Source organism: Pseudomonas sp. RA_5y_Pfl1_P24 (genome assembly GCF_963970945.1).
Classification (GTDB): Bacteria; Pseudomonadota; Gammaproteobacteria; order Pseudomonadales; family Pseudomonadaceae; genus Aquipseudomonas; species Aquipseudomonas tritici.
In genome coordinates this window covers 217,000-242,200 of the sequence record NZ_CAXAOJ010000002.1, presented here as the reverse complement: position 1 = coordinate 242,200, position 25,201 = coordinate 217,000, and the positions used below count along the sequence as shown (strand labels likewise).

General features: G+C 59.6%; 24 protein-coding genes. 10 read left to right on the top strand and 14 right to left on the bottom strand.

All coding sequences use genetic code 11. From position 1 onward, the window contains the following. Positions 1-6: 6 nt before the first annotated feature. Entirely contained in the window at positions 7-2,127 is a 2,121-nt protein-coding gene (locus tag AACY30_RS03640; protein WP_339468042.1) for a TonB-dependent receptor, read from the top strand. 101 nt (positions 2,128-2,228) lie between these two features. Here AACY30_RS03640 and AACY30_RS03635 read toward each other — a convergent pair whose 3' ends face one another. The 7 genes from AACY30_RS03635 to AACY30_RS03605 all read right to left on the bottom strand — a co-directional run bounded on the left by AACY30_RS03635 (position 2,229) and on the right by AACY30_RS03605 (position 10,044). Further along, positions 2,229-2,774: a DUF2058 domain-containing protein gene (locus AACY30_RS03635; protein ID WP_065873796.1), complete on the bottom strand. Its 546-nt coding sequence runs from the start codon at positions 2,772-2,774 to the stop codon at positions 2,229-2,231. 25 nt (positions 2,775-2,799) lie between these two features. Continuing rightward, on the bottom strand, positions 2,800-3,633 hold the full coding sequence (mazG, locus tag AACY30_RS03630; RefSeq protein WP_339468039.1) for a nucleoside triphosphate pyrophosphohydrolase: 834 nt from the start codon (positions 3,631-3,633) through the stop codon (positions 2,800-2,802). Positions 3,634-3,722: 89 nt separating this feature from the next. After that, entirely contained in the window at positions 3,723-5,966 is a 2,244-nt protein-coding gene (gene relA / locus AACY30_RS03625) for a GTP diphosphokinase (protein WP_339468037.1), read from the bottom strand. 120 nt (positions 5,967-6,086) lie between these two features. Beyond that, complete coding sequence (gene rlmD, locus AACY30_RS03620; protein WP_339468035.1) at positions 6,087-7,439, bottom strand: 23S rRNA (uracil(1939)-C(5))-methyltransferase RlmD; 1,353 nt, start codon at positions 7,437-7,439, stop codon at positions 6,087-6,089. Continuing rightward, positions 7,439-8,341 carry a cysteine synthase CysM gene (gene cysM / locus AACY30_RS03615; protein ID WP_339468032.1) on the bottom strand — a complete coding sequence of 301 codons (903 nt, stop codon included), beginning with the start codon at positions 8,339-8,341 and terminating at the stop codon, positions 7,439-7,441. Before cysM ends, rlmD begins: the two co-directional genes overlap by 1 nt. Before the next feature lie 196 nt (positions 8,342-8,537). Then, positions 8,538-9,143, bottom strand: coding sequence for a tRNA-uridine aminocarboxypropyltransferase (locus tag AACY30_RS03610; protein ID WP_339539763.1), 606 nt, complete (start codon positions 9,141-9,143; stop codon positions 8,538-8,540). 7 nt (positions 9,144-9,150) lie between these two features. Beyond that, positions 9,151-10,044, bottom strand: a complete 894-nt coding sequence (locus AACY30_RS03605; protein WP_339468028.1) for a LysR family transcriptional regulator — start codon at positions 10,042-10,044, stop codon at positions 9,151-9,153. 242 nt (positions 10,045-10,286) lie between these two features. On the opposite strand from AACY30_RS03605, the gene speB reads away from it, so the two are divergent. Genes speB through AACY30_RS03585 form a run of 4 tightly spaced genes read left to right on the top strand, consistent with a single transcriptional unit; the run spans position 10,287 to position 14,609 of the window. After that, a complete protein-coding gene (gene speB / locus AACY30_RS03600; protein ID WP_049712093.1) occupies positions 10,287-11,237 on the top strand; it encodes an agmatinase in 951 nt (316 codons plus the stop codon). Continuing rightward, the gene (locus AACY30_RS03595; protein WP_339539760.1) at positions 11,237-11,659 is read left to right on the top strand and encodes a YybH family protein; all 423 of its coding nucleotides are present in this window, start codon (positions 11,237-11,239) and stop codon (positions 11,657-11,659) included. Before speB ends, AACY30_RS03595 begins: the two co-directional genes overlap by 1 nt. Before the next feature lie 21 nt (positions 11,660-11,680). Beyond that, positions 11,681-13,192 carry a purine-cytosine permease family protein gene (locus AACY30_RS03590; protein WP_339539758.1) on the top strand — a complete coding sequence of 504 codons (1,512 nt, stop codon included), beginning with the start codon at positions 11,681-11,683 and terminating at the stop codon, positions 13,190-13,192. Between the two features lie 34 nt (positions 13,193-13,226). Continuing rightward, positions 13,227-14,609 carry a sodium:solute symporter gene (locus AACY30_RS03585; RefSeq protein ID WP_339416707.1) on the top strand — a complete coding sequence of 461 codons (1,383 nt, stop codon included), beginning with the start codon at positions 13,227-13,229 and terminating at the stop codon, positions 14,607-14,609. 513 nt (positions 14,610-15,122) lie between these two features. On the opposite strand, the gene AACY30_RS03580 is transcribed toward AACY30_RS03585, so the two are convergent. Both AACY30_RS03580 and ptrR read right to left on the bottom strand, forming a co-directional pair. After that, positions 15,123-15,245, bottom strand: coding sequence for a PA1414 family protein (locus AACY30_RS03580; protein ID WP_003193089.1), 123 nt, complete (start codon positions 15,243-15,245; stop codon positions 15,123-15,125). A gap of 142 nt (positions 15,246-15,387) precedes the next feature. Next, complete coding sequence (ptrR, locus tag AACY30_RS03575) at positions 15,388-16,281, bottom strand: putrescine utilization regulator PtrR (protein WP_339539756.1); 894 nt, start codon at positions 16,279-16,281, stop codon at positions 15,388-15,390. Between the two features lie 103 nt (positions 16,282-16,384). Between ptrR and AACY30_RS03570 the strand changes: the two genes are divergently transcribed. Next, positions 16,385-17,593, top strand: a complete 1,209-nt coding sequence (locus AACY30_RS03570; protein ID WP_339468019.1) for an MFS transporter — start codon at positions 16,385-16,387, stop codon at positions 17,591-17,593. Here AACY30_RS03570 and AACY30_RS03565 read toward each other — a convergent pair. From AACY30_RS03565 to AACY30_RS03555, 3 genes are all read right to left on the bottom strand, one after another. Next, on the bottom strand, positions 17,505-18,947 hold the full coding sequence (locus AACY30_RS03565; protein WP_339468017.1) for an NCS1 family nucleobase:cation symporter-1: 1,443 nt from the start codon (positions 18,945-18,947) through the stop codon (positions 17,505-17,507). The genes AACY30_RS03570 and AACY30_RS03565 overlap by 89 nt on opposite strands. A gap of 198 nt (positions 18,948-19,145) precedes the next feature. Beyond that, the gene (locus tag AACY30_RS03560; protein WP_339468015.1) at positions 19,146-19,544 is read right to left on the bottom strand and encodes a DUF2177 family protein; all 399 of its coding nucleotides are present in this window, start codon (positions 19,542-19,544) and stop codon (positions 19,146-19,148) included. 52 nt (positions 19,545-19,596) lie between these two features. After that, positions 19,597-20,433 carry a CvfB family protein gene (locus AACY30_RS03555; RefSeq protein WP_339416717.1) on the bottom strand — a complete coding sequence of 279 codons (837 nt, stop codon included), beginning with the start codon at positions 20,431-20,433 and terminating at the stop codon, positions 19,597-19,599. A 334-nt stretch (positions 20,434-20,767) separates the two neighbouring features. On the opposite strand from AACY30_RS03555, the gene AACY30_RS03550 reads away from it, so the two are divergent. From AACY30_RS03550 to AACY30_RS03540, 3 genes are all read left to right on the top strand, one after another. Further along, a complete protein-coding gene (locus AACY30_RS03550) occupies positions 20,768-20,947 on the top strand; it encodes a hypothetical protein (protein ID WP_003193095.1) in 180 nt (59 codons plus the stop codon). 208 nt (positions 20,948-21,155) lie between these two features. Further along, complete coding sequence (locus AACY30_RS03545; protein WP_339416719.1) at positions 21,156-21,878, top strand: TorF family putative porin; 723 nt, start codon at positions 21,156-21,158, stop codon at positions 21,876-21,878. Between the two features lie 65 nt (positions 21,879-21,943). Further along, positions 21,944-22,810, top strand: coding sequence for a DUF6279 family lipoprotein (locus AACY30_RS03540; RefSeq protein ID WP_339468013.1), 867 nt, complete (start codon positions 21,944-21,946; stop codon positions 22,808-22,810). Positions 22,811-22,905: 95 nt separating this feature from the next. Here AACY30_RS03540 and AACY30_RS03535 read toward each other — a convergent pair whose 3' ends face one another. After that, a complete protein-coding gene (locus tag AACY30_RS03535; protein WP_339468011.1) occupies positions 22,906-23,295 on the bottom strand; it encodes a transcriptional regulator in 390 nt (129 codons plus the stop codon). 155 nt (positions 23,296-23,450) lie between these two features. Here AACY30_RS03535 and AACY30_RS03530 point away from each other — a divergent pair, with 155 nt between their 5' ends. Beyond that, the gene (locus AACY30_RS03530) at positions 23,451-23,726 is read left to right on the top strand and encodes a hypothetical protein (protein WP_339416725.1); all 276 of its coding nucleotides are present in this window, start codon (positions 23,451-23,453) and stop codon (positions 23,724-23,726) included. A 50-nt stretch (positions 23,727-23,776) separates the two neighbouring features. On the opposite strand, the gene AACY30_RS03525 is transcribed toward AACY30_RS03530, so the two are convergent. Further along, positions 23,777-25,123, bottom strand: a complete 1,347-nt coding sequence (locus tag AACY30_RS03525) for a DEAD/DEAH box helicase (RefSeq protein ID WP_065873815.1) — start codon at positions 25,121-25,123, stop codon at positions 23,777-23,779. Positions 25,124-25,201: the final 78 nt, after the last annotated feature.

The window sequence follows — 25,201 nt, the reverse complement described above, 5'->3', positions numbered from 1 at the left end:
AAGGTCATGAACAAATTGCAACTGGCAGCCCTGCTGCCCCTGCTCGGATCTATGAGCGGCCCAGCCTGGGCCGATCAAGTTGAAGAAACCCCACCAGCGCCCACCAACCTGCAATTACAGGCGACAGTGGTTTCGGCCACACGCAATGAAACCAGTATTGCGGCGATCCCTGGCTCTGTGCAGGTCATCAGCGAAGACCAGATCCGCCAGCAAACGGGTGCGGGACGCCGGGTTGCGGATATGCTCGGGCAATTGGTGCCGGGCATTGCTCCCTCCAGCGGTGGCATGAGCAACTTCGGCCAGACGCTTCGCGGCCGTAATACGCTGATCCTGATCGATGGTGTGTCCCAGAACGCCACGCGCGACAACTTCCGCCAGCTCAACAGCGTGGCACCGGAAAGCATCGAGCGCATTGAAGTGATATCCGGCGCCAGCAGTGTCTACGGTGCAGGTGCGTCAGGCGGCATCATCAACATCATCACCAAGCGCAACAAAGGTGAAGACCTGGCCTTCAGCAGCAAAATCGGCATGACCGCCGGCAACAACCTCAGCCACAAAGGTTTCTCCTACGAAACATTCCAGAGCGCAACGGGCCGTCAGGGCCCGGTGGACTGGTATGTTTCGGGTAACTACGTACAACGCAACGATCAGTTCGACGGCAACGCAAAGCGCATTCCCCAGGACACGTCCCAGGGCAGCAACATGGACACCGACACCTATGACCTGCAAGGTCGCTTCGGCTACGCGCTGGATGACGACAAGAAGATCAGCCTGTCGCTGCAAGACTACAAGGACGAGCAAGACACCCGTTACACCAAGAACCCACGCATCACCGACACCGCCGTCGCGGTCAAAGGCCTGGACCTGGATGACCAACCCTTCACCCACAACCAGGCGGTCAACCTTAACTACGCCGACAACGATTTCTACGGTCAGGGCTTGCAGGTCGAAAGTTACTGGCGGCGTGCCGACGCGTTGTTCTTCCCGGACCTGTCGCGTGGCCGCGCCGGGGTATCCGACAACAACAGCGTGCAAGATGTTTACGGCCTGCGCGCGGCGATCGATACGCAAATGCCGGACATCGGCCCGGCCACCGGCAACCTCGTCTGGGGCGCTGATTACGACCATGAAACCTCAAGCCAGCGCGGCGACCAATACCGCGTCAACGGCCTGACCTACACCAAGACCGGCACCACGTTCGAACTCGGCCCCGACATCGCGACCAGCACCAAAGCCATCTTTGGGCAGCTGTCCTACGACATCGATGACTGGACCTTGCGTGGTGGCGTACGCCGTGAGTGGATCGAAAGCGAGGTTTCCGACAGCATCGCTTATGGCGAAATCGTCCAGACCGGCAATCGCGCGATACTGCCCGGTGGCACGCTCAAATACGATGACACCCTCTATAACCTCGGCGCGGTGTATCACCTGAGCGAAAACCAGGATGTATTCGTCAACTTCAGCCAGGGCTTTTCCCTGCCGGATATCCAGCGTTTCCTGCGTGACGTGAACAGCAAGTACGACATTCAAAACCTGAATGCCCAAGCGCTGAAGGTCGACAGCTACGAGCTGGGCTGGCGTGGCAATTGGGACAAGTGGCTGGCCAACGTCACAGCGTATGAAAACACCTCGGATGTCACCCAGTTCTATGACGCCAATGATCGTGTACTGCGCCTGATCAATCAGAAAGAACGTGTGCGCGGTATTGAAACCAGCCTGACGTACAACTTCACCGATCAATGGTCAGTAGGCGGCACTTACGCCTACGCCAAAGGCGAGACCCAGCAGAACGGTAAATGGATCGACCTGCCTGCCACACGCATCTCTCCCGCCAAGACCACCGCCTTTGTCGGCTACGACCGTGGCGACTACAGCCTGCGCCTGCAAGGTATGCGCCTGGCCGACTATGACGCCGCGTTCAAAGACAACAACGGCCGCGACATCAAAGGCTACACGCTGGCTGACCTGTTGGGTTCGGTGAGGTTGCCGGTAGGTCGCCTCGAAGGTGCGGTGTACAACCTCACTAACCGCAACTACCAAAACATGTTCGCCCAGGCCAACGCGCGTGCACCGTACCCAAATGCCCAAGGTCGTACCTTCAGCCTGAGTTACGCAGTGGATTGGTGATCGGCTGACGCTACTGGTTAAAACACAAACCCCGCCTTTTGAGCGGGGTTTGTGTTTCTTGGCAGGGGCAAGCCCCTCACCACATGGCAGTTTTTACCGCCTTACCACATCAGGTCATCCGGGATCTGGTAGGCGGCGTAAGGATCATCCTCATCCGGCACTTGGCTTTCGGTGAGGATATTGAGCTGCACGATACGCTCCGGCGCACGCTCCTGGATCTTCAGGGCTGCTTCGCGCGGGATCACCTCATAGCTGCCGCCGTGATGCACGATCGCCAGGGAGCCGTTGCTCAGCTTGTTGCGCATCAAGGTGTTGACCGACAGGCGCTTGACCTTCTTGTCATCCACGAAGTTGTAGTAGTCCTCGGTGGTCAGCTTGGGCAGGCGCGAGGTTTCGATCAGTTGCTTGACCTGGGCCGTGCGGGCCTTGGCCTCGGCTTTTTCCTGCTGCTGGCGGTTCAGCTCCTGGTCGCGCTTGATCTTCTCAGCCTTTGCCTCGGCTGCCAGGCGGGCCTGGGTGTCGTCAGCCTCGATCTGGCCTTTGTGGACCAGGCGCTGCTGCTTCTGTTTGTCTTTGCCGACCTGCTTGGCCTGCTTTTGGTTGACCAGACCTGCTTTGAGCAACTGATCGCGGAGGGAAATGCTCATGGTGCTTACTCACTTAGGCAGCCGCTCAACCGCAGCTGGACATGTTCTTTTCCTGACGTTTGGCTTCGCCCCACAGGGCGTCCAACTCTTCGAGGGTGCAATCTTCTATGGGACGATGGGTATCGCGCAATGCCTGTTCGATAAATCGGAAACGTCGTTCGAACTTGGCATTGGCGCCACGCAGTGCGGTTTCCGGGTCGACCTTGAGGTGACGGGCCAGGTTTACCGCCGCAAACAGCAGGTCGCCGACCTCATCGGCAATAGCCACCGAGTCGTTATCGGCCATGGCTTCGAGCACTTCATCGAGCTCTTCGCGCACGTTATCCACCACCGGCAAGGCTGAAGGCCAATCGAAGCCAACCTGGCTGGCGCGTTTTTGCAACTTGGCGGCACGGGACAGGGCTGGCAAAGCGACGGGCACATCGTCCAGCAGGGAGAGTTGCTCCGGTGCGTCGGATTTTTCCGCACGCTCCTCGGCCTTGATCTGCTCCCAGCGTTGCTTGACCTGCTCTTCGCTCAGCTGTGGGATATCCAGCGATGCATACAGATCGCCGGTGGGGAATACGTGGGGATGGCGACGGATCAGCTTGCGCGTGATGCTGTCGACCACCCCGGCAAATTCGAAGCGCCCTTCCTCCCGCGCCAACTGGCTGTAATACACCACCTGGAACAATAGGTCGCCCAACTCGCCTTGCAGGTGATCAAAATCGTCGCGCTCGATGGCGTCGGCGACTTCGTAGGCTTCTTCCAGCGTATGCGGGACGATAGTGGCATAGGTTTGCTTGATGTCCCACGGGCAGCCGTATTGCGGGTCGCGTAGACGGTTCATCAGGTGCAGCAGGTCATCCAGTGAATACATCAATTTGTGCCTAATCAAGTAGGAACGCCGCTGATCAAGTGTGAGAGCAAGCCCGCTCCCACATTTTCAAACCGCGGTCATCCAGTGACTCATGGTGCGCGATTACGCCGGGTTTCAATGATATTCGGCAACTGGGAAATCCGCCCCAGCAACCGCCCCAGTGCGTCCAGCCCCGGAATCTCGATGGTCAGGGACATCAACGCGGTGTTGTCCTCTTTGTTCGAGCGGGTGTTGACCGCCAGCACGTTGATCCGCTCATTGAGCAGCACTTGCGACACGTCACGCAGCAAACCGGAACGGTCGTAGGCGCGAATGATGATATCCACCGGGTAGGTCAGCACCGGCACCGGGCCCCAACTGACCTGGATGATCCGCTCCGGCTCACGCCCGCCCAATTGCAGCACCGAGGCGCAATCCTGGCGGTGAATGCTAACGCCACGGCCCTGGGTGATATAGCCGACGATGGCATCCCCCGGCAATGGCTGGCAGCAACCGGCGATTTGCGTCATCAAGTTGCCCACGCCCTGGATCTGAATATCGCCACGCTTGCCAGGCTTGTAGCCGATGGCCTTGCGCGGGATCAGTTCCAGTTGCTCGCTGCCGCGTTCCGGCTCGACCAGTTGCTGCGCCAGGTTGACCAGTTGCGCCAGGCGCAAATCGCCAGCACCGAGGGCGGCGAACATGTCTTCGGCAATCTTCATGTTGGCTTTTTCGGCCAGCTTGTCGAAGTCCACCTGCGGCAGGCCCAGGCGTGCCAGTTCGCGTTCAAGCAAGGTTTTACCGGCGGCGACGTTTTGGTCACGCGCCTGCAACTTGAACCAATGGACGATCTTCGCCCGCGCCCGCGACGTGGTGATGTAGCCCAGGTTCGGGTTAAGCCAGTCGCGGCTCGGCGTACCGTGCTTGCTGGTGATGATCTCGACCTGCTCACCGGTCTGCAGGCTGTAGTTGAGCGGCACGATGCGCCCGTTGATCTTGGCGCCCCGGCAGTTGTGGCCGATCTCGGTGTGTACGCGGTAGGCGAAATCCAGCGGCGTGGCGCCCTTCGGCAAGTCGATGGCGTGGCCGTCGGGGGTAAAGATGTAGACCCGGTCCGGCTCGATATCCACCCGCAACTGATCGGCAAGGCCGCCGATGTCACCGAGTTCTTCGTGCCATTCCAGCACTTGGCGCAGCCAGGAGATTTTCTCTTCGTACTGGTTGGACCCGGCCTTGACGTCGGTGCCCTTGTAGCGCCAGTGCGCACAAACGCCCAATTCGGCCTCTTCGTGCATGGCGTGGGTGCGGATCTGCACCTCCAGCACCTTGCCCTCGGGGCCGATCACCGCGGTGTGCAGCGAGCGATAACCGTTTTCCTTGGGGTTGGCGATGTAATCGTCAAACTCCTTGGGGATGTGCCGCCACAGCGTGTGGACGATACCCAGCGCGGTGTAGCAGTCGCGCATTTCCGGCACGAGCACACGTACGGCTCGCACATCGTAGATCTGGCTGAAAGCCAGGCCTTTGCGCTGCATTTTGCGCCAGATGGAATAGATGTGTTTGGCGCGGCCGCTGATGTCGGCTTCGACACCGGTGGCCTGCAACTCCGAGCGCAACTGGTTCATCACGTCGGCGATAAAACGCTCACGGTCGAGCCGCCGCTCGTGCAGCAACGTGGCAATCTGTTTGTACTGATCGGGTTCGAGGTAGCGGAAGGACAAGTCCTCCAGCTCCCACTTGATATGGCCGATACCCAGGCGGTGCGCCAGCGGCGCGTAGATATCGAAGACTTCGCGGGCGACGCGGTTGCGCTTCTCGTCGTCGGCAGTTTTTACCGCACGGATCGCGCAGGTACGCTCGGCCAGCTTGATCAGCGCGACGCGTACGTCGTCGACCATGGCCACCAACATCTTTCGCAGGTTTTCGACCTGACCCTGAGTGCCCAGCACCAAGGACTGTCGTGGGCTGAGGCTGGCGCTGATCGCGGCCATGCGCAGCACGCCGTCGATCAGCTTGGCCACTACCGAGCCGAAACGCTGGCCAACGGTCGCCAACTGGATGTGCCCTTCACGCACGCCGCGATACAGCACGGCGGCGATCAGCGAATCCTGGTCCAGCTTGAGATCAGCGAGGATCTCGGCGATTTCCAACCCGGTGCGAAAGCTTGACGTGCCTTCGGCCCACAGGTTCTTGGCCGCATTGTCTTGCTGCTCAGACTCACGAGCGAACTCGCAGGCTGCTTTCAAGGCTTCACGGTCCAGTGCCGGGTCGACACTGATGGCATGATCCAGCCATGCCTCGAGATTGATACTGCCGTCGGTGTTGATCGGCTGGTGTGCTCTCACCTGTACCATCTTGCTTACCTTCCCTACGACGCACCTTGGGGGCGCCAAAAATCATCCCGACCTTTGCTGCAAGCTCCCTGGCAGTTCACGCCCCTGAAGAATGCAGGCCAGTCGGATTAAACGGGCATCCTAGCCCGCTTCAAATAACGCCATGGCCTCGACATGCGCGGTTTGCGGAAACATGTCGAGGATCCCGGCACGCTTTAGCCGGTAGCCTTGCTTGACCAACTCAACCGAGTCCCGCGCCAGCGTGGCTGGGTTGCAGGACACATACACCAGACGCTTGGCCTTGAGGGTCGCAAGCTTGCGCACAACCTCCAGGGCACCATCACGCGGTGGGTCCAAGAGTACCGCAGAAAAGCCCTGTTTGGACCAGTCTGCGTCAGTCAAAGGCTGGGACAAATCGGCCTGAAAAAACTGCGCATTATGCAAATCATTGCTGACGGCATTGACGGCAGCCCGCTCCACCATGGCCTGCACACCTTCCACCGCCACCACTTCACGCACCTGGCGCGCCAGTGGCAGGGCAAAGTTGCCCAGGCCGCAAAACAGATCCAGCACCCGCTCGTCGGGTTGTGGCGCCAGCCATTCCAAGGCCTGGGCGACCATCACCGCGTTGACCGAGGCGTTGACCTGCACGAAGTCACCTGGCCGGTAGGCCAACTCCAGGTCCCACTGTTCCAATCGAAACCCCAACACCGAGTCGGGTTCGACCGGTTCCGGCTGACCCTCGCCATGCAGCCATAATTGCGCTTCATGGAAATGGCAGAATTCTTCGAGGATCAGCAGGTCCGCGTCCGACAACGGTGCCATATGCCGCAGCAATACCGCGATGGACGTACCGCTGAACAGCTCCACATGCCCCAGGGCCTGAGGTTTGCTCAGCCGGCGCAACAGGTTCGGCAAGCGCTGCATGATCGGTTGCAAGGCCTGTACCAGCACCGGGCAATCATCGATGGCAACGATGTCTTGGCTGGCCACGGCGCGGAAACCGACTTCCAGATGTTTGGCCTTGGCATCCCAACGCACGGCCACACGGGCGCGGCGACGGTAACCGAATTCCGGGCCACTCAAAGGTGCAGCCCACTCTTGCGGTTCGACACCCGCCACACGGGACAGTTGCTCGGCGAGCATGCGCTGTTTCAGGGCAAGTTGTTCGGCGTGGGGCAAGTGCTGCACGCTGCAACCGCCGCAGCGGCCAACGTGCGCGCACGGTGCCGGGCGACGCAGTTCGCTGGCGGTGAACACACGTTCGGTGCGCGCTTCGACGATCTTGCCGTGGGCGCCCAGTACCCGTGCTTCGACTTCTTCGCCGGCCAGCGCACCATTCACAAACCAGGTGCGGCCCTCAAAGAACACGATGCCGCGCCCGTCATTGGCCAGGCGCTCGATGGTCAGGCGTTGTTTCTTTCCTACGGGGATCTGCGGGGCTCGGCTGCCGCCCGTCGGTTGGAAGCGCAGCCCCCTCTCGTGCTTGGCCATCAGTTAGGTTCGTCGAAGAGGCCGGTCGACAGGTAACGGTCGCCTCGGTCACAGATAATCGCGACGATCACCGCGTTTTCCACTTCTTTGGACAATCGCAACATACCGGCCACCGAGCCACCGGAGGACACGCCGCAGAAGATGCCTTCTTCACGGGCCAGGCGGCGGGTGGTGTCTTCGGCTTCACGCTGGGCCATGTCGATGATGCGGTCCACGCGGGTCGCGTTGTAGATTTTCGGCAGATACTCTTCGGGCCAACGGCGGATGCCCGGGATGGCAGAACCTTCCATCGGTTGCAGGCCGATAATCTGGATCTCGGGGTTCTGCTCCTTGAGGTAGCGCGAATTGCCCATGATGGTGCCGGTGGTCCCCATCGAACTGACGAAATGGGTGATGGTGCCCCCGGTCTGGCGCCAGATTTCCGGGCCGGTGGTGGTGTAGTGCGCCTCGGGGTTGTCGCCGTTGGCGAACTGGTCCAGCACCTGGCCACGGCCTTCGGCGGCCATGCGTTCGGCGAGATCGCGCGCGCCTTCCATGCCTGCTTCCTGGGTCACCAGCAACAACTCGGCGCCATAGGCGGTCATCGCGGCCTTGCGCTCGGCGCTGCTGTTGTCGGGCATGATCAGCACCATCTTGTAACCCTTGATCGCGGCGGCCATGGCCAGGGCGATCCCGGTGTTACCCGAGGTGGCTTCGATCAGGGTGTCGCCCGGCTTGATCTGCCCGCGCAACTCGGCGCGGGTGATCATCGACAACGCCGGACGGTCCTTGACGGAGCCGGCCGGGTTGTTGCCTTCGAGCTTGAGCAACAAGGTATTGCTGGTTTCGCCCGCCATGCGTTGCAAGCGGACCAGGGGCGTGTTGCCGACGCAATCGGCGATTGTAGGGTACTGCAAGGTCATGGCGTATTCGCAATCCAGACTGCCGGGGCGGACATCATACCGGGAAAGGCCGGCAGGCCATATCACGCAAAGTGCGGTGCTTATGGCTTAAAGGCATAAGCAGAGAATGTGTTGCCTGGGAGCCGGCTCCCACGCTTGGAGTACATTCTCCTGTGGCCGCTGGCTTGCCTGCGATGGCCGCGACGCGGTCAGCCTGCTAACCCAGTCGTCCATCGCCGTGGTTTCGCTGAAAAACCTCCTCCCCCATCGCCGCAATCTGGCCTTCGATCAAGGCTTCGAAGGGCTTGAGCAATGGTTCGAATGAGGCGGGTGCTTCCAGCACTTGCAATGCCTGCACAATGGCTTCCACTGTGGACAAGGCACCCGGCCCGGGCGCCTTGCGCAGCCGATACCGGGAAGCGCCGCCCTCGGTCAACGTTACACGGGGCAACGCCGCCAACAATGGATTGAGGTGCAGCAGTTTGCGCGCCTTGCGCCAGGTGCCGTCGGGAACGACCAACAACACGGGCTGATCACCGGGAGCATAGGCTTGCAGCGGCTGCGCGTCCTCTGCAGGAAACAATAGTCGCGCTTGGTAGCCGTGCGGATTCAGCAAGGTAGGCAAGTCATCAAACACCTCCCCCACCACCAATTGCGCATTGTTCAACCCCAACGCCGCCAAACGCGCAGTATTCAGCGCATGGTTGACCTCACTCGGGTGCTGCAACAGCAATACGCGCGTGCGGCTGTCGAGGCTGGGGATCAGCGCGCACAGGCAGTGGGTGGTCGGCCGCAAACAGCGGGAGCATCGGGGTCTGGACATAGTGGTTTCAGGCCTGGTTGAGCTGGGCTTTGAGCAAGTCGCGGAAGGTCTGGATCAGTGGTTCACGGCTGCGGCCGCGGCGCATGATCATCGAGAACGGCGCCTGGTAGCCGAAGGTCGCCGGCAGCAGCACGCGCAGGTCGCCCTTGTCGGCCCAGGCCTGGGCGTAGTGCTCGGGCAGGTAGCCGATATAGGCGCCGGACAGCACCAGGATCAACTGCGCTTCCATACTTTCCACGGTCGCGGCGCTGTGCTTGAAACCGTGGCGCGCCAGTTCGGCCTGGCTCCAGTAGCCACGACCGACCATGCGTTGTTGGGTGATGACTTGCTCGGGGATACGCCGTTCATTGAATAGAGGATGTCGGGTGCTGCAATACAACCAATGCTGCTCGCGATACAGCGGCATGTAGATCAGCCCGCTCATGCGGTTGGAGAAAGCGCCGATGGCCAGGTCCAGGCGATTGTCCTGCACGCCCAATTGCAGTTCGTAAGGGCTCATCACCGACAAGTGCAGGTGCACCGCCGGGTGTTCCTGGCTGTAGGCGCCGATGACTTCGGCGAACGGCAGGGCTTTGTCGCTGACGGTGGAGTCGAGCACGCCGAGCTTGAGGGTACCGCGCAGTTCGCCCTTCAACGCCGCCGCGTATTGCTCGAACCCTTCCAACTCACCGAGCAGGCGAAGGGTTTCCTGATGGAACAACTCGCCCTTGCTGGTCAGGCTGAAGCCGCCCCGGCCGCGATGGCACAACACCAGCCCCAGCGCCGATTCCAATTGGCTCATATAAGTGCTGATGGCCGACGTCGACAGGTTGAGTGCGTGCTGGGCATTGGCGAACCCCTGGTGCCGCACGACGCTGACGAAGATGCGCAAGAGTTTCAGGTCGGGCATAGCACTGGCCATGGGGTCTCCGAAGGCACACACAAAATCCTCTGGGAGCGGGCTTGCTCGCGAATGCGGTGGATCAGTCAAACGATCGTTGAATGACACACCGCATTCGCGAGCAAGGCCACATTTGAACCGAGTTTACCTCAGCCATTAGTTTAGAAAAATCTGAACTAAGTATTTGCCCCTGGCGATTCTTTCGTTTCCAGGGATTTCGCAGAATCGGCCCCTAATAAACAAAACAACGATGAGGCACCCCCGTGGACAAGATTTTTCACCAACCACTGGGCGGCAACGAAATGCCGCGCTTTGCAGGCATCGCCACCATGATGCGCCTTCCCCACCTGCAATCGGCCAAGGGCCTGGACGCCGCTTTTGTCGGCGTGCCGCTGGACATCGGCACCTCGCTGCGTGCCGGCACCCGTTTCGGGCCGCGTGAAATCCGCGCCGAATCGGTGATGATCCGCCCGTACAATATGGCCACCGGCGCCGCGCCGTTTGATTCGCTGTCGGTTGCCGACATCGGCGACGTGGCGATCAACACCTTCAACCTGCTCGACGCCGTGCGCATCATCGAAGAAGCCTACGACGAGATCCTCGAGCACGGCGTGATACCGATGACGCTGGGTGGCGACCACACCATCACCCTACCGATCCTGCGGGCGATCCATAAAAAACACGGCAAGGTCGGGCTGGTGCACATCGATGCCCACGCCGACGTCAACGACCATATGTTCGGCGAGAAAATCGCCCACGGCACCACCTTCCGCCGCGCCGTCGAAGAAGGCCTGCTCGATTGCGACCGCGTGGTACAGATCGGCCTGCGCGCTCAGGGCTACACCGCCGAAGATTTCAACTGGAGCCGCAAACAAGGTTTCCGCGTGGTCCAGGCCGAAGAATGCTGGCACCACTCCCTCGCGCCATTGATGGCCGAAGTGCGTGAAAAAGTCGGCGGCGGCCCGGTGTACCTGAGCTTCGACATCGACGGTATCGACCCGGCCTGGGCGCCAGGCACCGGCACCCCGGAAATCGGCGGGCTGACCACCATCCAGGCCATCGAAATCATCCGTGGCTGCCAGGGCCTCGACCTGATTGGTTGCGACCTGGTAGAAGTTTCGCCGCCCTACGACACCACCGGTAACACCTCACTGCTGGGCGCCAACCTGCTGTACGAAATGCTCTGCGTACTGCCAGGCGTGGCGCACCGCTGATGAGCACGCACGAGGTGCTGCAGGCCGCCGACGACCTGGTGGCGGCCTTCGCTCGTAATGACCGCGCCGCGTACTTCGGCGCGTTCACGGCCGATGCCAGCTTTGTGTTCTACACCCTCCCCCAACCACTGCTCAGTCGCGAAGCCTACCAGGCGCTGTGGGACAGTTGGCGCCGGGACGAGGGGTTCGAGGTGCTGTCATGCACCTCGAGCAACGCCTTTGTCAGCCTGCAGGGTGACGTGGCGATTTTCATGCATGACGTGACCACCGAGTTGCGCATGCAAGGGGAGCAATTCTTTAGCCAGGAGCGCGAGACCATTGTCTTTAGACGGCAAGGGTCTGGCACACAACAAAAACAAGGCCTGTGGCTGGCCTGTCACGAACATTTGTCCGCTATGCCGGAAGGGCTGCCGCCCCCTTAGCCAATATGATCGGAGCTGATCATGAATAATAAAAACAACGATAAACGTATTCGCAAGATAGAAACCAACGGGGTCGAGCAGATCCCAGACCACGAACGCACCGCCACACCCAAGGATCTGTTCCGGCTGATCTTCGGCGGAGCCAATACCTTTGCCACCGCTGTGCTGGGTTCCTTTCCCGTGCTGTTTGGCTTGTCATTCCAGGCCGGCGTCTGGGCGATTGTGCTGGGCGTACTGGTGGGTGCGCTGATCCTGGCGCCCATGGGCCTGTTCGGGCCGATCAATGGCACCAACAATGCGGTGTCTTCCGGTGCGCACTTCGGCGTGCACGGGCGGATTGTCGGCTCGTTTCTCTCGCTGTTGACCGCGATCGCCTTCTTCTCACTGTCGGTGTGGAGTTCGGGCGATGCGCTGGTGGGGGGTGCGAAACGTCTGATCGGCCTGCCGGAAACCGACCTGAGCCTGGGCATGGCCTACGGGGTGTTCGCCATTCTCGTACTGACGGTGTGCATCTACGGCTTTCGCTTCATGTTGTGGGTCAACCGCATTGCGGTGTGGGCGGCGAGCCTGCTGTTTCTGCTGGGGATCTTCGCCTTTGCCCCGGCTTTCGACCGCCATTTTGCCGGCACCTTAGCGATGGGGCAGACCGGTTTCTGGGCGGCCTTTATCGGCGCCGCGCTGGTAGCCATGAGCAACCCTATTTCCTTCGGCGCATTCCTCGGTGACTGGTCGCGCTACATCCCGCGTGAGACGTCGAAAATGCGCATCATGCTAGCGGTGGTCCTGGCGCAGATTGCCACCTTGATCCCGTTCCTGTTCGGCCTGGCCACCGCGACCATCGTGGCGATCAAGGCGCCGGACTACATCGCGGCGAATAACTATGTCGGCGGTTTGCTGGCGGTGGCGCCCACCTGGTTCTTCCTGCCGGTGTGTTTGATCGCGGTGATCGGCGGCATGTCCACCGGCACCACATCGCTGTATGGCACCGGGTTGGACATGTCCAGCGTGTTCCCGCGCCTGTTGTCGCGGGTCAAGGCCACGCTGCTGATTGGGGTGATGTCGATTGCCTTCATCTTTATCGGACGCTTCGCCGCCAACCTGGTGCAGAGCGTGTCGACCTTCGCCGTGCTGATCATCACCTGCACCACCCCGTGGATGGTGATGATGATCATCGGGCTGATTGTGCGTCGCGGCTTCTACTGCCCGGATGACCTGCAGGTGTTCACCCGTGGTGAAACCGGCGGACGCTACTGGTTCAGCCATGGGTGGAACTGGCGCGGGCTGGGGGCGTGGATTCCGAGTGCGCTGGTGGGCCTGTGCTTTGTCAACCTGCCGGGGCAGTTTGTCGGGCCGCTGGGCAACCTGGCCGATGGCATTGATATCAGCCTGCCGGTCACGCTGGGGCTGGCGTCGGTGGTGTACCTGACCTTGCTGCGTGTGTTTCCGGAACCCGCGGCTGTCTACGGCCCAACCGATCCCCGCACTAAGCGCATGGATGCGGGCGTTAAACCGGCACTGCAACCCGCCGCCTGATCCTCAAAAAAAAGATAATTGGAGACTCGCCGCCATGGCTTTGGATTTATTCGTCGTACTCATCTACGCCGCAGGCATGCTCGTGCTCGGCTATTACGGCATGCGTCGCGCCAAGACCCATGAAGACTACCTGGTGGCCGGGCGCAACCTGGGCCCGTCACTGTACATGGGCACCATGGCGGCCACGGTACTGGGCGGCGCATCGACAGTCGGCACCGTGCGCCTGGGTTATGTGCATGGCATCTCCGGCTTCTGGCTGTGTGCCGCGCTGGGTATGGGCATCGTTGCGCTGAACCTGTTCCTCGCCAAGCCGCTGCTCAAGCTGAAGATCTTCACCGTCACCCAGGTCCTGGAAAAGCGCTACAACCCCATGGCGCGTCAGGCCAGTGCGGTGATCATGCTGGCGTATGCGCTGATGATCGGCGTGACCTCGATCCTGGCCATCGCTACGGTGTTGCAAGTGCTGTTCGGCCTGCCGTTCTGGATTTCGGTGCTGCTCGGTGGTGGCGTGGTGGTGGTGTATTCGACCATCGGTGGCATGTGGTCGCTGACGCTGACCGATATTGTGCAGTTCGTGATTAAGACCGTTGGCCTGATGTTTATCCTGCTTCCAATCTGCCTGTATCGCGTTGGCGGCTGGGACGAGCTGGTGGCCAAGCTGCCGGCGTCGAGCTTCAGCTTCACCGCCATCGGCTGGGACACGATCATCACCTACTTCATGATCTACTTCTTCGGCATCCTGATCGGCCAGGACATTTGGCAACGGGTGTTCACCGCCCGTGACGAAAAAGTCGCCCAATACGCAGGTACCTTCGCCGGCTTCTACTGCATCCTCTACGGCCTGGCCTGTGCACTGATCGGCATGGCGGCGCAGGTGCTGATTCCGGACCTGGATAACGTCAACAACGCCTTTGCCGCGATCGTGAAAGTGTCGCTGCCCGACGGGATTCGCGGCCTGGTGATTGCCGCGGCTCTCGCGGCGATGATGTCCACGGCCAGCGCCGGTTTGTTGGCCGCCTCCACCGTCCTCACCGAAGACCTGCTGCCGCGCCTGCGTGGCGGTAAACAGTCGAGCCTGGCGATCAACCGTTTGTTCACGATGCTGACCGGTATTGCCGTGCTGGGTATCGCACTGGTAGTGAACGATGTGATCAGCGCACTGACCCTGGCCTACAACCTGCTGGTGGGCGGTATGTTGATTCCGTTGATGGGGGCGATCTTCTGGAAGCGCGCGACGACGTCGGGGGCGATTAGCTCAATGACCTTGGGGTTTGTGACGGCGCTGGTATTTATGTTCAAGGACGGGCTGGATGCGAACACGCCGATTTACTACAGCCTGGCGGTCGGGCTGGTGAGTTTTGTACTGGTGAGTTTGTTGTCGCGTAAGCCGGAGGCGGTGGTGGCTCGGGCTGTGTGATGCATAACAGAATGTAGAGCGGTTTCGTCAGCGGGTGCGACGTCGGAGGTCGCACCCGTTTTTTATCCCTCAACGCTCAAGTGTGAGTTTGCTGGATGATTTCCTGAACTAAAGAGGCCCATACCAATCCATGCGTTGTTCAATTTGGGGCATCCGTCTGGTGAATCACCAAGGCACGCACGCTACGCAAATCTCCCTGCTCAATCGATAGAAACCGACGACGCTCAACCCTGTCGGAAATCACCATTCCTTCGCCATCAATGCTCGACATCCCACTACCCTTGCGTCCTTGTGAAGACAAAAATAGAGAAGGACGAACCGGAAAAAGGCACGGATGAAAGGATAAGAAGAAGGGTCCGACGACAACTCTGGTCTCGTCAGATAATCCAGTAAAGCGGTAGGGAACAAACTGCGGCTGCGCCCGAATGACAGGGAACCGAGCACGCCCTGAATAACACCCCATTGCACAGCGCCCGCACGATCAACGAATCGATCGCATGAGCGCTTCAGGATTTACCTGCGACGCGGGCGGCGCTGCTCATCATCTGTGCGAATCGGCACCGGTTGTAGCGGAGGCTCGATCAAGCCCAGTGCAACACCCAGATCATGGAGCCAGTTTTGAATTTTCTCTTTCATGGTTGCCCCCCTTGAGGGTAATGCTGGTAGGCGCAAGTTCTGTCGCCTTTTCCTACATTGATAGTAGCCCTAAGTCCTACATAATGCATGAACGAAACCACAACGAACTATTACTGAATTGATTCAAATCCTGACGGATCGTTCAAGCAATTGCACGTGCGTCTCGCAGGACCTCTACCCTGCCCTCTTGCTGAACGTCGATCCATGCATTGAGGTTAGCGCCGAGCATACCCTTTCGCCACATCAGCCAGGTGGTCGCAGTGGCAAAAGGCCCTATCAGCGGATGAACGGACACATTTTCCTTGCCTGGCAGGCTCTCGAGCATGGACTCGGACATCAACGCCACCCCGGAGCCGGCAATCACGCAGGCGAGCATGCCTTGATAGGATTCAATCTCGATTGCCCGCCCCATGGCCACACGCTCGTGGGAAAACCAGGTTTCCAGGCGAGTGCGATAAGCGCAACTGCGGCGGAAGGTGAACACTGAACGCCCGGCCACATCCTGCGGCCCGCGCACCGGCGGGTGATCGGCCTCGCATATCAGCACCAATCTTTCCTCGCACAGGGCGACGCCGTCCAGGGACGCGATGGTGATGGGACCGTCCACGAATGCAGCATCCAGCCGACCGGTGATCAAGCCTTCGAGCAACTCACCGCTGGGCGCCGATTGCACTTGCAGGTTCACCATCGGATAAGCCTTGTGATAGCGCGCCAGCAGATTGGGCAAGTGAACCGCTGCCGTGCTGTACATGCTGCCCAACACAAAATCCCCAGCCGGTTGCCCGCCTTGCACGGCGCCATGGGCTTCGTCGTGCAACGCCAGCAGACGGGTGCTGTAGTCGAGCAACACCTTGCCTGCCGGAGAAAGCTGCAAGCGTTGTCGTTCACGCACGAACAGCTCGACGCCGAGCTGTTCCTCCATCTGCTTGAGCCGGGTCGACAGGTTAGACGGCACCCGATGCAGACGCTCGGCGGCGCGGGTGATGGAGCCCTCTTCGGCCACGGCCTGGAAAATGCGCAATTGACTGAACTCCATACCTTTCTCCAAAACTGAACAAGTTGCTCACTATTATTCAATTTTACAGAAAGTCAATCGGCTTTAGCCTGAGGGTATTCGCTTACCCGCAGGAAATTTGACCATGTCTCCCTTGATTCGCTTACTTGCCAGCTTTGTCGCCCTGATGATGGCGATGGGCATTGGCCGCTTCGCCCTCACCCCACAAATGCCGCACCTGCTCAGTGAGGGGCAGATCGACCTGACCGGCGCCGGCCTGATCGCTGCCGCCAACTACCTGGGCTACTTCGTCGGCGCTGTGGATTCGATCTTTGCGCGCACCCACCACCACGTACGCGGGCGCTTGTATGGCGGCTTATGGTTGTGTGTGTTACTGACGCTGGCGTCGCATTGGGCTCATGGGTTCTGGCCGCACTTATTGCTGCGTTTTGGTGCCGGTGTCGCGAGTGCCTGGGCACTGGTGATGATCACCAGCCTCAGCCAACCATTGGCGATTGCAGCCGGGCGTCCACGCCTGGGCGCCTTGGTATTCGCCGGGCCAGGGTTGGGGATACTGTTAACCGGTTTACTGGCCCTGGGCTCCAACCTGCTGGAGCAAAACTCGGCAACGTTGTGGCTGGTGTATGGCGTGGTGGCGCTGGTGATGTTGTTGGCAATCCTGCCTTTCCTGCCCAGGCCTTATGCCGATGGCGCAGCGGTTACCAGCCACACCGAGGTAGGCAGCAACGGCAGCATCGCGCATTTGTGCTGGATCTACGTGCTGTTCGGCCTTGGCTACATCATTCCGGCAACCTTCCTGTCGCAGATGGCCAGCGCGCAGTTCAAAGGCGCCTGGCAGGCCGATCTGTTCTGGCCGTGCTTTGGCCTGGCCGCAGCAATTGGCGTGGGAGTGGCGAGCCTGCGCCGCAAGGACCCGAACACCACGCGCCGTTGGCTGATGACCACGCTGTGGCTGCAAGCGGGCGGCGTGTTCGCCTGTTTGTTCGGCAATGGCTGGGGTTTGGCGCTGGGCGTGCTGCTGTGTGGCGGGCCGTTCCTGGCCTGCATGCAGTTGGTGATGGCTCGCCTGCGGGACGTCGCGCCCCACGGCTACCAGCGCAGTACCGGGCTGCTGACCGCCAGCTTTGCCATCGGCCAACTGAGCGGCCCTTTGCTGGCGTCGGTCAGCAGCCACCTCAGCGGCGGGTTGCAACCCGCGCTGGTGATTGCCGGCGCGGGCCTTTTAATAGCGGGCTTGGTGCTGCTCAGCCAACGACCAGCGGAGCAGGCACACGAATCTGCTCACGCCGAGCCAACACTAGGAAAAACAGCCCACCCAGGAAGCAGCCGGTAAACCAAGCGAAGTTGGCCATAACCTGCAACGCCGGAGTAAAGGTGATCGCGACACCCACCAGCGTCGCCGGCACCAGCGCCTTGACCGCCGTCCAGTTCACGCCACCGTCGAAGTAGTAGCGCCCGCTGGGGCTGTCATCAAACAGTGCATCCACGTCGATCTTCTGTTTTTTGATCAGGTAGAAATCTACCAGCAGAATCCCGAACAGCGGCCCGATAAAAGCCGCAAGGATATCCAGGGTGTAGTGGATCATCAGCGGGTTATTGAATAGGTTCCACGGCGTGATAAAGATCGACGCCACCGCGGCGATCATCCCTCCCGCACGCCAACTGATTTTGCTCGGCGCGACGTTGGCGAAGTCAAACGCCGGGGAAACGAAGTTGGCGACAATATTGATGCCGATGGTCGCGGTGACAAACGCAAAGGCACCGAGCAACACCGCCATGCTGTTATCGATGCGCGAAACCGTGGCAATCGGGTCATGCAGCATTTCGCCGAACACCGGCAAGGTGCCCGAGACGATCACCACGGTGACCAGGGAAAACGCCAGGAAATTCACCGGCAGCCCCCAGAAGTTGCCGCGTCGTACGTCCTGCATGCTGCGGCAGTAGCGGCTGAAGTCACCGAAATTCAGGGTTGGCCCGGAGAAGTACGACACCACCAGCGCGGTGGCCACGATCACCTGGCCAAACGCCTGCCAACCCGACAGGGATTTCTCTGACAGGGTGAAGCTGATATTCGACCAACCCGCCTTCCATACGATCCAGCCGGCCAGGGCAAACATCACCGCATACACCACCGGCCCCGCCCAATCGATAAAGCGGCGAATAGACTCCATACCAGCCCAGAACACGGCCGCCTGGAGCAGCCACAGACTCAGGAAACCAAACCAGCCAAGGTAGGACAGGCCTGCAAAATGCGGTTCGGCATACACCGCCATCTGTGGGAAGAAGCGCAGCACCACAATGATCAACGCACTTGATGCCAAATACGTCTGGATCCCGTACCAGGCCACAGCGATAAAGCCACGAATCACAGCAGGGATATTCGCACCAAACACGCCGAACGCCAGCCGACAAATCACGGGATAAGGCACAGCGGCCTGCTGGCTCGGCTTAGCCACCAGGTTGGCGATCAACTGCACAATGCAAATACCGGCGAGCAAGGCGATCAACACCTGCCAACTGGCCAGCCCCAGGGCGAATAGGCTGGCGGCGAACACATAACCGCCAACGCTGTGCACGTCGCTCATCCAGAAGGCGAAGATGTTGTACCAGGTCCACTTTTGCGGCAGTGGGCCCAAGTCCTGGTTGTACAGGCGCGGGCTGTAGCCTTTGGGCAACTGTTCGGTCATCGCTGGGCTCCTCGAAATACCGGCCTGCGCTTCCGTCACGGGGTGCATACGGGAGGCGGCATGGCTTGTATACGAGACAGTCAGCAGAATGCGTGCCAATTGAGCGCAGTCCCTTTGATACGGTGTTCCAAAGCGATTGACACAGGTCTAGAAGCAGGGACGACGCTCAGCTACGGTGCACATCAATCCTGTACACAATCAACGGTGCACTCGATGTGCACACCAGTAGCCCACCGTACAGCACGCCGCAGTCAGAAAGGTGCCCCAGGCCATGTCCATGATTGCCAACTGCGCGGACCAACCTTGCAGCGTGGCCCAGTTGCTCAGGTCATAGGTGCCGTAGGCAACCAAGCCAAGCAAGGCTCCAAGGCGGGCGGCGCGTTGCCAACGGGTGCTGGGCAACACCACGAACACTACGCAACCCAGTACATAAAGGAGATAGAAGAATGTCGCGGGCAACAGGCGGGGCTGATCCAGCATCAGTGGACCCAGCAGGGATTTGTAGGTGGGTCCCATGAGGACGCCAAGCCAGAGGCCGTCCAGGATCAGGAACGCGAGCAGAGTGCCGAGGTAGGCGAAGAGCGTTTTCTTGGTCATTGATGAAACCTCTGTAGGCACCGGACGGCGCCTACAGAAGAGCAAAGTGCGATCAGCTTAGTTCAATGCGATCCGCGTGAATCACGATCTGGCCCTGCTTATACAGCGCACCAATGGCTTTCTTGAAGTTGCCCTTGCTCACGCCGAACACGTTACTGATGACTGTCGGGTCGCTTTTGTCGCTGACCGGCAAGGTGCCGTTGTTTTCACGCAACTTGGCGAGGATCTTCGCGTTCAGGCTTGAGGCTGCTTCCTGGCCGACCGGTTGCAGGCTCAGGCTGATATTGCCGTCAGCGCGGATCTCTTTGATAAAGCCCTTTTCTTCCTTGCCCGGGCGCAGGAACTTGAAAACTTCGTTCTTGTGGATCAGGCCCCAATGCTTGTTGTTGATGATCGCCTTGAAGCCCATATCAGTGGCCTCAGCCACCAGCAGGTCGACTTCCTGGCCCACCTGGTAGTTCGCCGGCGTTTTGTCCAGGTAACGATCCAGGCGTGCAGTGGCGGTGATGCGCTTGGTGTGTTTGTCGAGATAAACATGCACCACGCAGTATTCACCTGCGGTCATCTGGCGTTTTTCTTCCGAGTACGGCAGCAACAGATCCTTGGGCAAGCCCCAGTCAAGGAACACGCCAATACTGTTGACTTCCACCACTTTCAAACTGGCGAATTCGCCCACTTGAACTTTTGGTTTTTCAGTGGTGGCGATGAGTTTGTCATCGCTGTCCAGATAGATGAAAACGTTAAGCCAGTCTTCATCTTCGCTGGGAATATCTTTAGGGATATACCGATTAGGCAAGAGGATTTCACCGTCTTGCGCACCATCCAGGTACAAACCGAAGTTAGTGTGTTTTACCACTTGCAAGCTGTTGTAGCGCCCGACTAAAGCCATGTCCAAATACCCTCATTGCGTGAGCGGCATTCTACCCGAGTTGGACCCGCCACGCGCGGGCGCCTGAAAAAACGCGGGCTGACGTGGCCTTGCAATAGCACCACCCAACGCACAGCCCGCTCGTCCGATCAACCGGCTGGTTTTTCCAGGCCGCCAACCGTCGTCCGCCCCATGGTTTCGAATTAAAACAATAAGTTAGGGGGGTTATTTCAACAATGAAACTTTACCATTTCCGGCCGCAGCACTTATTCCCGGGGGATATTTACCAAGCAATTGTCAAGTATTTCCTGTACGATGCCTGGCCAAGTTAATTTTCTACAGGTTAGTGGCCGCCATGCGTGTAAAAGCATCCAACAGCAAAGCAAAGCCAGCTCCAGCCGTTGAAACCAGCGAATCGATCAACAGCCAGATCGCTGCGTTCCTTAAGTCCGGCGGCGAAATCCAGCAAATTGCCAAAGGCGTGAGCGGCCAGACTTTCGGCCCATCCAAGCAGATCAGCTTGGGTAAAAAGTAATACTGTGCAACACGCCTGGTCCCTAAGCGTCTTGCCCTCAAGGCGCTAGGACTAGAGTTCGAAATACCCTCTCCAATCATCCACATATTTGCATGAATCGACGAACGGGCCTCACCTGCCGGCATTCGCCGGTATGCTTGCACGCGTCTAGCGCGGGCATCTGCCCGATGTCCTTCGTCACTGCTCCTCGCTTTTCATGGTGTGAAGCATGCTCAAATCCTGTATTTTCCTGGTCGCAGCCCTGCTGGCCAGCCCCTTCGCCGAAGCGCAAATCTTTCAGCGCGAATTTGGCGATTTCGATTTGAAATTGGGCACCACTCCCAGCCGCAGCATGGCGCAGGGCTTGGTCAAGCCGACGTCGCCTGGCAGCGACTCGTTCCATGGCGGGTTGGACCTGAGCCACGACAGCGGCCTGTACTTCGGCCAGTTTTCCCCAAATATGGGCTTGTCCTCAGCCAGCACCCTCGAAGTCGATTCCTACATGGGTTTCAAACACCCCTTCGACCAGACCTTAGGCTACGAAGTGGGCTTGATCCATTACAGCTACCCCAAGCTCAGCCCCCTCGACAGCCAGGAGTTCTACGGCGGCCTGAACCTGCTGGGCAATCGCTTTGGCGCCTCCTTCAGCAACGATCCGGACCGCCAAGACAGCACCCTATTTGCCGACCTCGGCGGCACCCAGCCTTTCGGCATTGGGGTCAGCATGAAATACACCACTCATCAGTTGGGCACTCCAGTCTCGGTGGACGGCGGCTCCATCCGCGCCTTCAGTGACTGGTCGGTGCAGTTCTCGCGGGACTGGATGGGCGTTGACCTGAACCTGATCTACAGCGACTCCAGCCTGAGCGGCGGGGATTGCTCGGCGTATTCCGGACACAATTCGCAATGCGATGGTCTGTTGACGTTGAAGGCTGCGCGGACGTTTTATTAATGGGCTGAACTGTCGCGCCCAGCGCGGGCTCACATGTGACACCCCATTCCGCGAAGGACCCGCCCATGCTGCGTCGGCTCAAATTACTGGTGGTATTACTGACCGTGAGCCTGATGCTCGCCGGCTGCAATCGTGTGGGCCTGGCCTACCGCAACCTGGACGTGATCATCCCCTGGACCCTCAACGATTACCTGGACATGAACACCGGGCAAAAGAGCTGGTTCAACGACAGACTCAAGGAACACCTGGCCTGGCACTGCACCACGCAACTGCCGGGTTATCTGGATTGGCTGGATCGACTGCAACAGATGGTCGACAACAATCAAGTCACCGAAGCCGCACTACAGTCCAGAACTGTCGAGGCCAAGCAGGCTATTGACGAGATCGCCCGTGAGATCACGCCATCAGCCATCGAACTGCTCAAGGGCCTGGACGATCAGCAGGTCAGGGAAATGAACGAGGCATTGGCCAAGGATCTACGCAAGCGCCGGGATGAATACCTCAAGCCGCCCCTCGCCCAGCAGATCAAAGAGCGCGCCGAGCGTATGAGCAAGCGCCTGGATGCGTGGATCGGCCCGCTCAGCACCCGTCAGCAAAGTCGCGTAACGGCCTGGTCGCTCGCTTTGGGAGACCAGAACACGGGATGGATCGGCAACCGTGCGAAGTGGCAGGCTCAATTCATCGACGCCGTGCAACAACGAGGTAGCGCCGACTTTCCGCAGAAAATGCAGCAGTTGCTGGTGGATCGGGAAAGTTTGTGGACCCTGCAATACCGCGCCGCTTATGCCCAGACAGAAGCGGCAGCGCGCAGTCTGTTGGTCGACCTGATGGCTGACAGTAGTGCGCAACAACGCTTGAAGCTGACGCAGAAGATTGATGGGGTACGCAGCGACTTCAAGGCACTCAAATGCCTGAAGGCCGCCACACATTGACAATGTGGGAGCAGGCTTGCCCGCGATAGCGGTGGGTCAGTAACGATTATATCGACTGACACGCTGTCACCGCGGGCAAGCTCCCACAGGGGAGCTCAGGCAATCTGAGCTTTTGAAGCCACTTCGGCAAACGTCGCCGGATCCAGCGCATCCGCCTGCTCATCCAACACCTGACGCGGGTGATCATTGCCCGGGATCGAACTGTCGATCAGTGCCAGCAGCTGCGCACCGAGTGCAGTCAGGATGAAATTCTCGCCATTACCGCCCTCTTCCTCAGGGCGCGATTCAATAAAGCCACGCTTGAGCAGCAGCGCCTCATAATCGGCAGCGGTCCTTTTCAGCGCATCCAGGTTGCCGGTCGAGTCGCCCGCCGTTGCCTTCTCGGCTGCTTCCTGCTCGGCATACTTGCGCGGCGCGAAGCTGCCCTCGCCGTTCTGCACTTCATGCAACAGCCGTTCGATCAGATCCCAGTTGTAAGTCGTCATCCTGATTCCTCCTGCAGGCTTAAGGAAAGTAGCCCGTCTTCAGGTGTGACCCGTCACGTCAGCCGCCGTTCAGCCGAATAGACGGCGGGCCATTTCTCTGAACTTTCCAGACGTTCGCGCCCTCAACAGCACATAACCGCCAAGGAGGTCTCTCCATGAAAACCCTGAAAAACCTGGCCATCGCCGCCACGCTGCTGACTGCTCTGCCAACCTGGGCTTGCACACCAGACGAGGCCACGGCCAAGCGAGAACAACTGGCCCAGGAAGTGGCCAAACTGACCGAACAGAACCCGACCAAGGCCAAGGAGATAAACGACGAGCTGCAGAAGATGGATCTGGATACCGAAAGCGCCGAGTTTCCTGACAAGTGCCAGTTGATCGACGCCCGGTTCAAGGAGCTCAAGGAAGCAGCCGCCAAAGCCAAAAGCTGAAGGCATAAAAAAACCGGACAAATGTCCGGTTTTTTTCCATCACTCAAGCCTTACTCAGCAGCCGGTGCTTCCGGCTTGCGGCGCTTAAGTGGCGCCATGCCATCCTTACTCACGAGCGACAGGTTGTCGGTCTTCGGCCGGTTGGCGATCTTGCGCTTGGTCGGCGACTTGGCGCCGGTTTTCTTCTTGTCGCCCTTGGCGTCAGTCTTTTTCTTCTTCACGCCAACCGCCTTGCCCGACGCCTTGACCTTCTTCGGCCCGGTGTAAGTGCCTTTGACTTCCTTGATGGTGCGACGCTCGAACGACTGCTTGAGGTAGCGCTCGATGCTCGACATCAGGTTCCAGTCGCCGTGGCAGATCAGCGAAATGGCCAAGCCATCGTTGCCGGCACGCCCGGTACGCCCGATACGGTGCACGTATTCGTCGCCGCTGCGCGGCATGTCGAAGTTGATCACCAAGTCCAGGCCATCCACGTCCAGGCCGCGCGCGGCAACGTCAGTGGCAACCAGAATCTTCACGCCGCCAGCCTTGAGCCGGTCGATGGCGAGTTTGCGGTCCTTCTGGTCTTTGTCACCGTGCAGCACGAACGCCTTGTATTCCTGGGCCACCAGGCGACCGTAGATGCGGTCGGCCGCAGCGCGGGTATTGGTGAACACGATGGCTTTCTGATAAGTCTCGTTGGCCAGCAGCCAGTTGAGAATCTGCTCTTTGTGCACATTGTGGTCGGCAGTGACGATCTGCTGACGCGTGGTCGCGTTCAGGTCGCTGACGTTGTTGACCTGCAGGTGCTCAGGGTTGTTGAGGATCTTGGCGACCATTTCACGCAGGGTCGAACCGCCGGTGGTGGCGGAGAACAGCATGGTCTGCTGGCGGTTGACGCACTCGGCTACCAGGCGCTGCACGTCGTCGGCAAAGCCCATGTCGAGCATGCGGTCGGCTTCGTCCAATACCAGCACTTCAACTTCCTTGAGGTCAAGGTTGCCGGCGTTGAGTTGCTCGATCATGCGGCCAGGGGTACCGATCAGGATATCCGGCACCTTGCGCAGCATGGCGGCCTGGACCTTGAAGTCTTCGCCGCCGGTGATCAGCCCGGACTTGATGAACGTGAACTGCGAGAAGCGCTCCACTTCCTTCAAGGTCTGCTGGGCCAGCTCGCGGGTCGGCAGCAGGATCAGGGTCTTGATGCTAACGCGGACTTTGGCCGGGCCAATCAAACGATGCAGAATCGGCAGGACGAAAGCGGCGGTCTTGCCACTCCCGGTTTGAGCAGTCACCCGCAGGTCACGCCCTTCGAGCGCGAGCGGGATGGCCGCTGCTTGCACCGGCGTAGGCTCGACAAATTTAAGCTCGGCCACGGCTTTGAGCAGGCGTTCGTGCAGGGCGAATTGGGAAAACACGGGTGCTACCTCGAAGAAATACAAAAAAACAGCTGCATAGGTTACCGGTTTCGGGCGTCCAAACCGAGTTTCTTTACG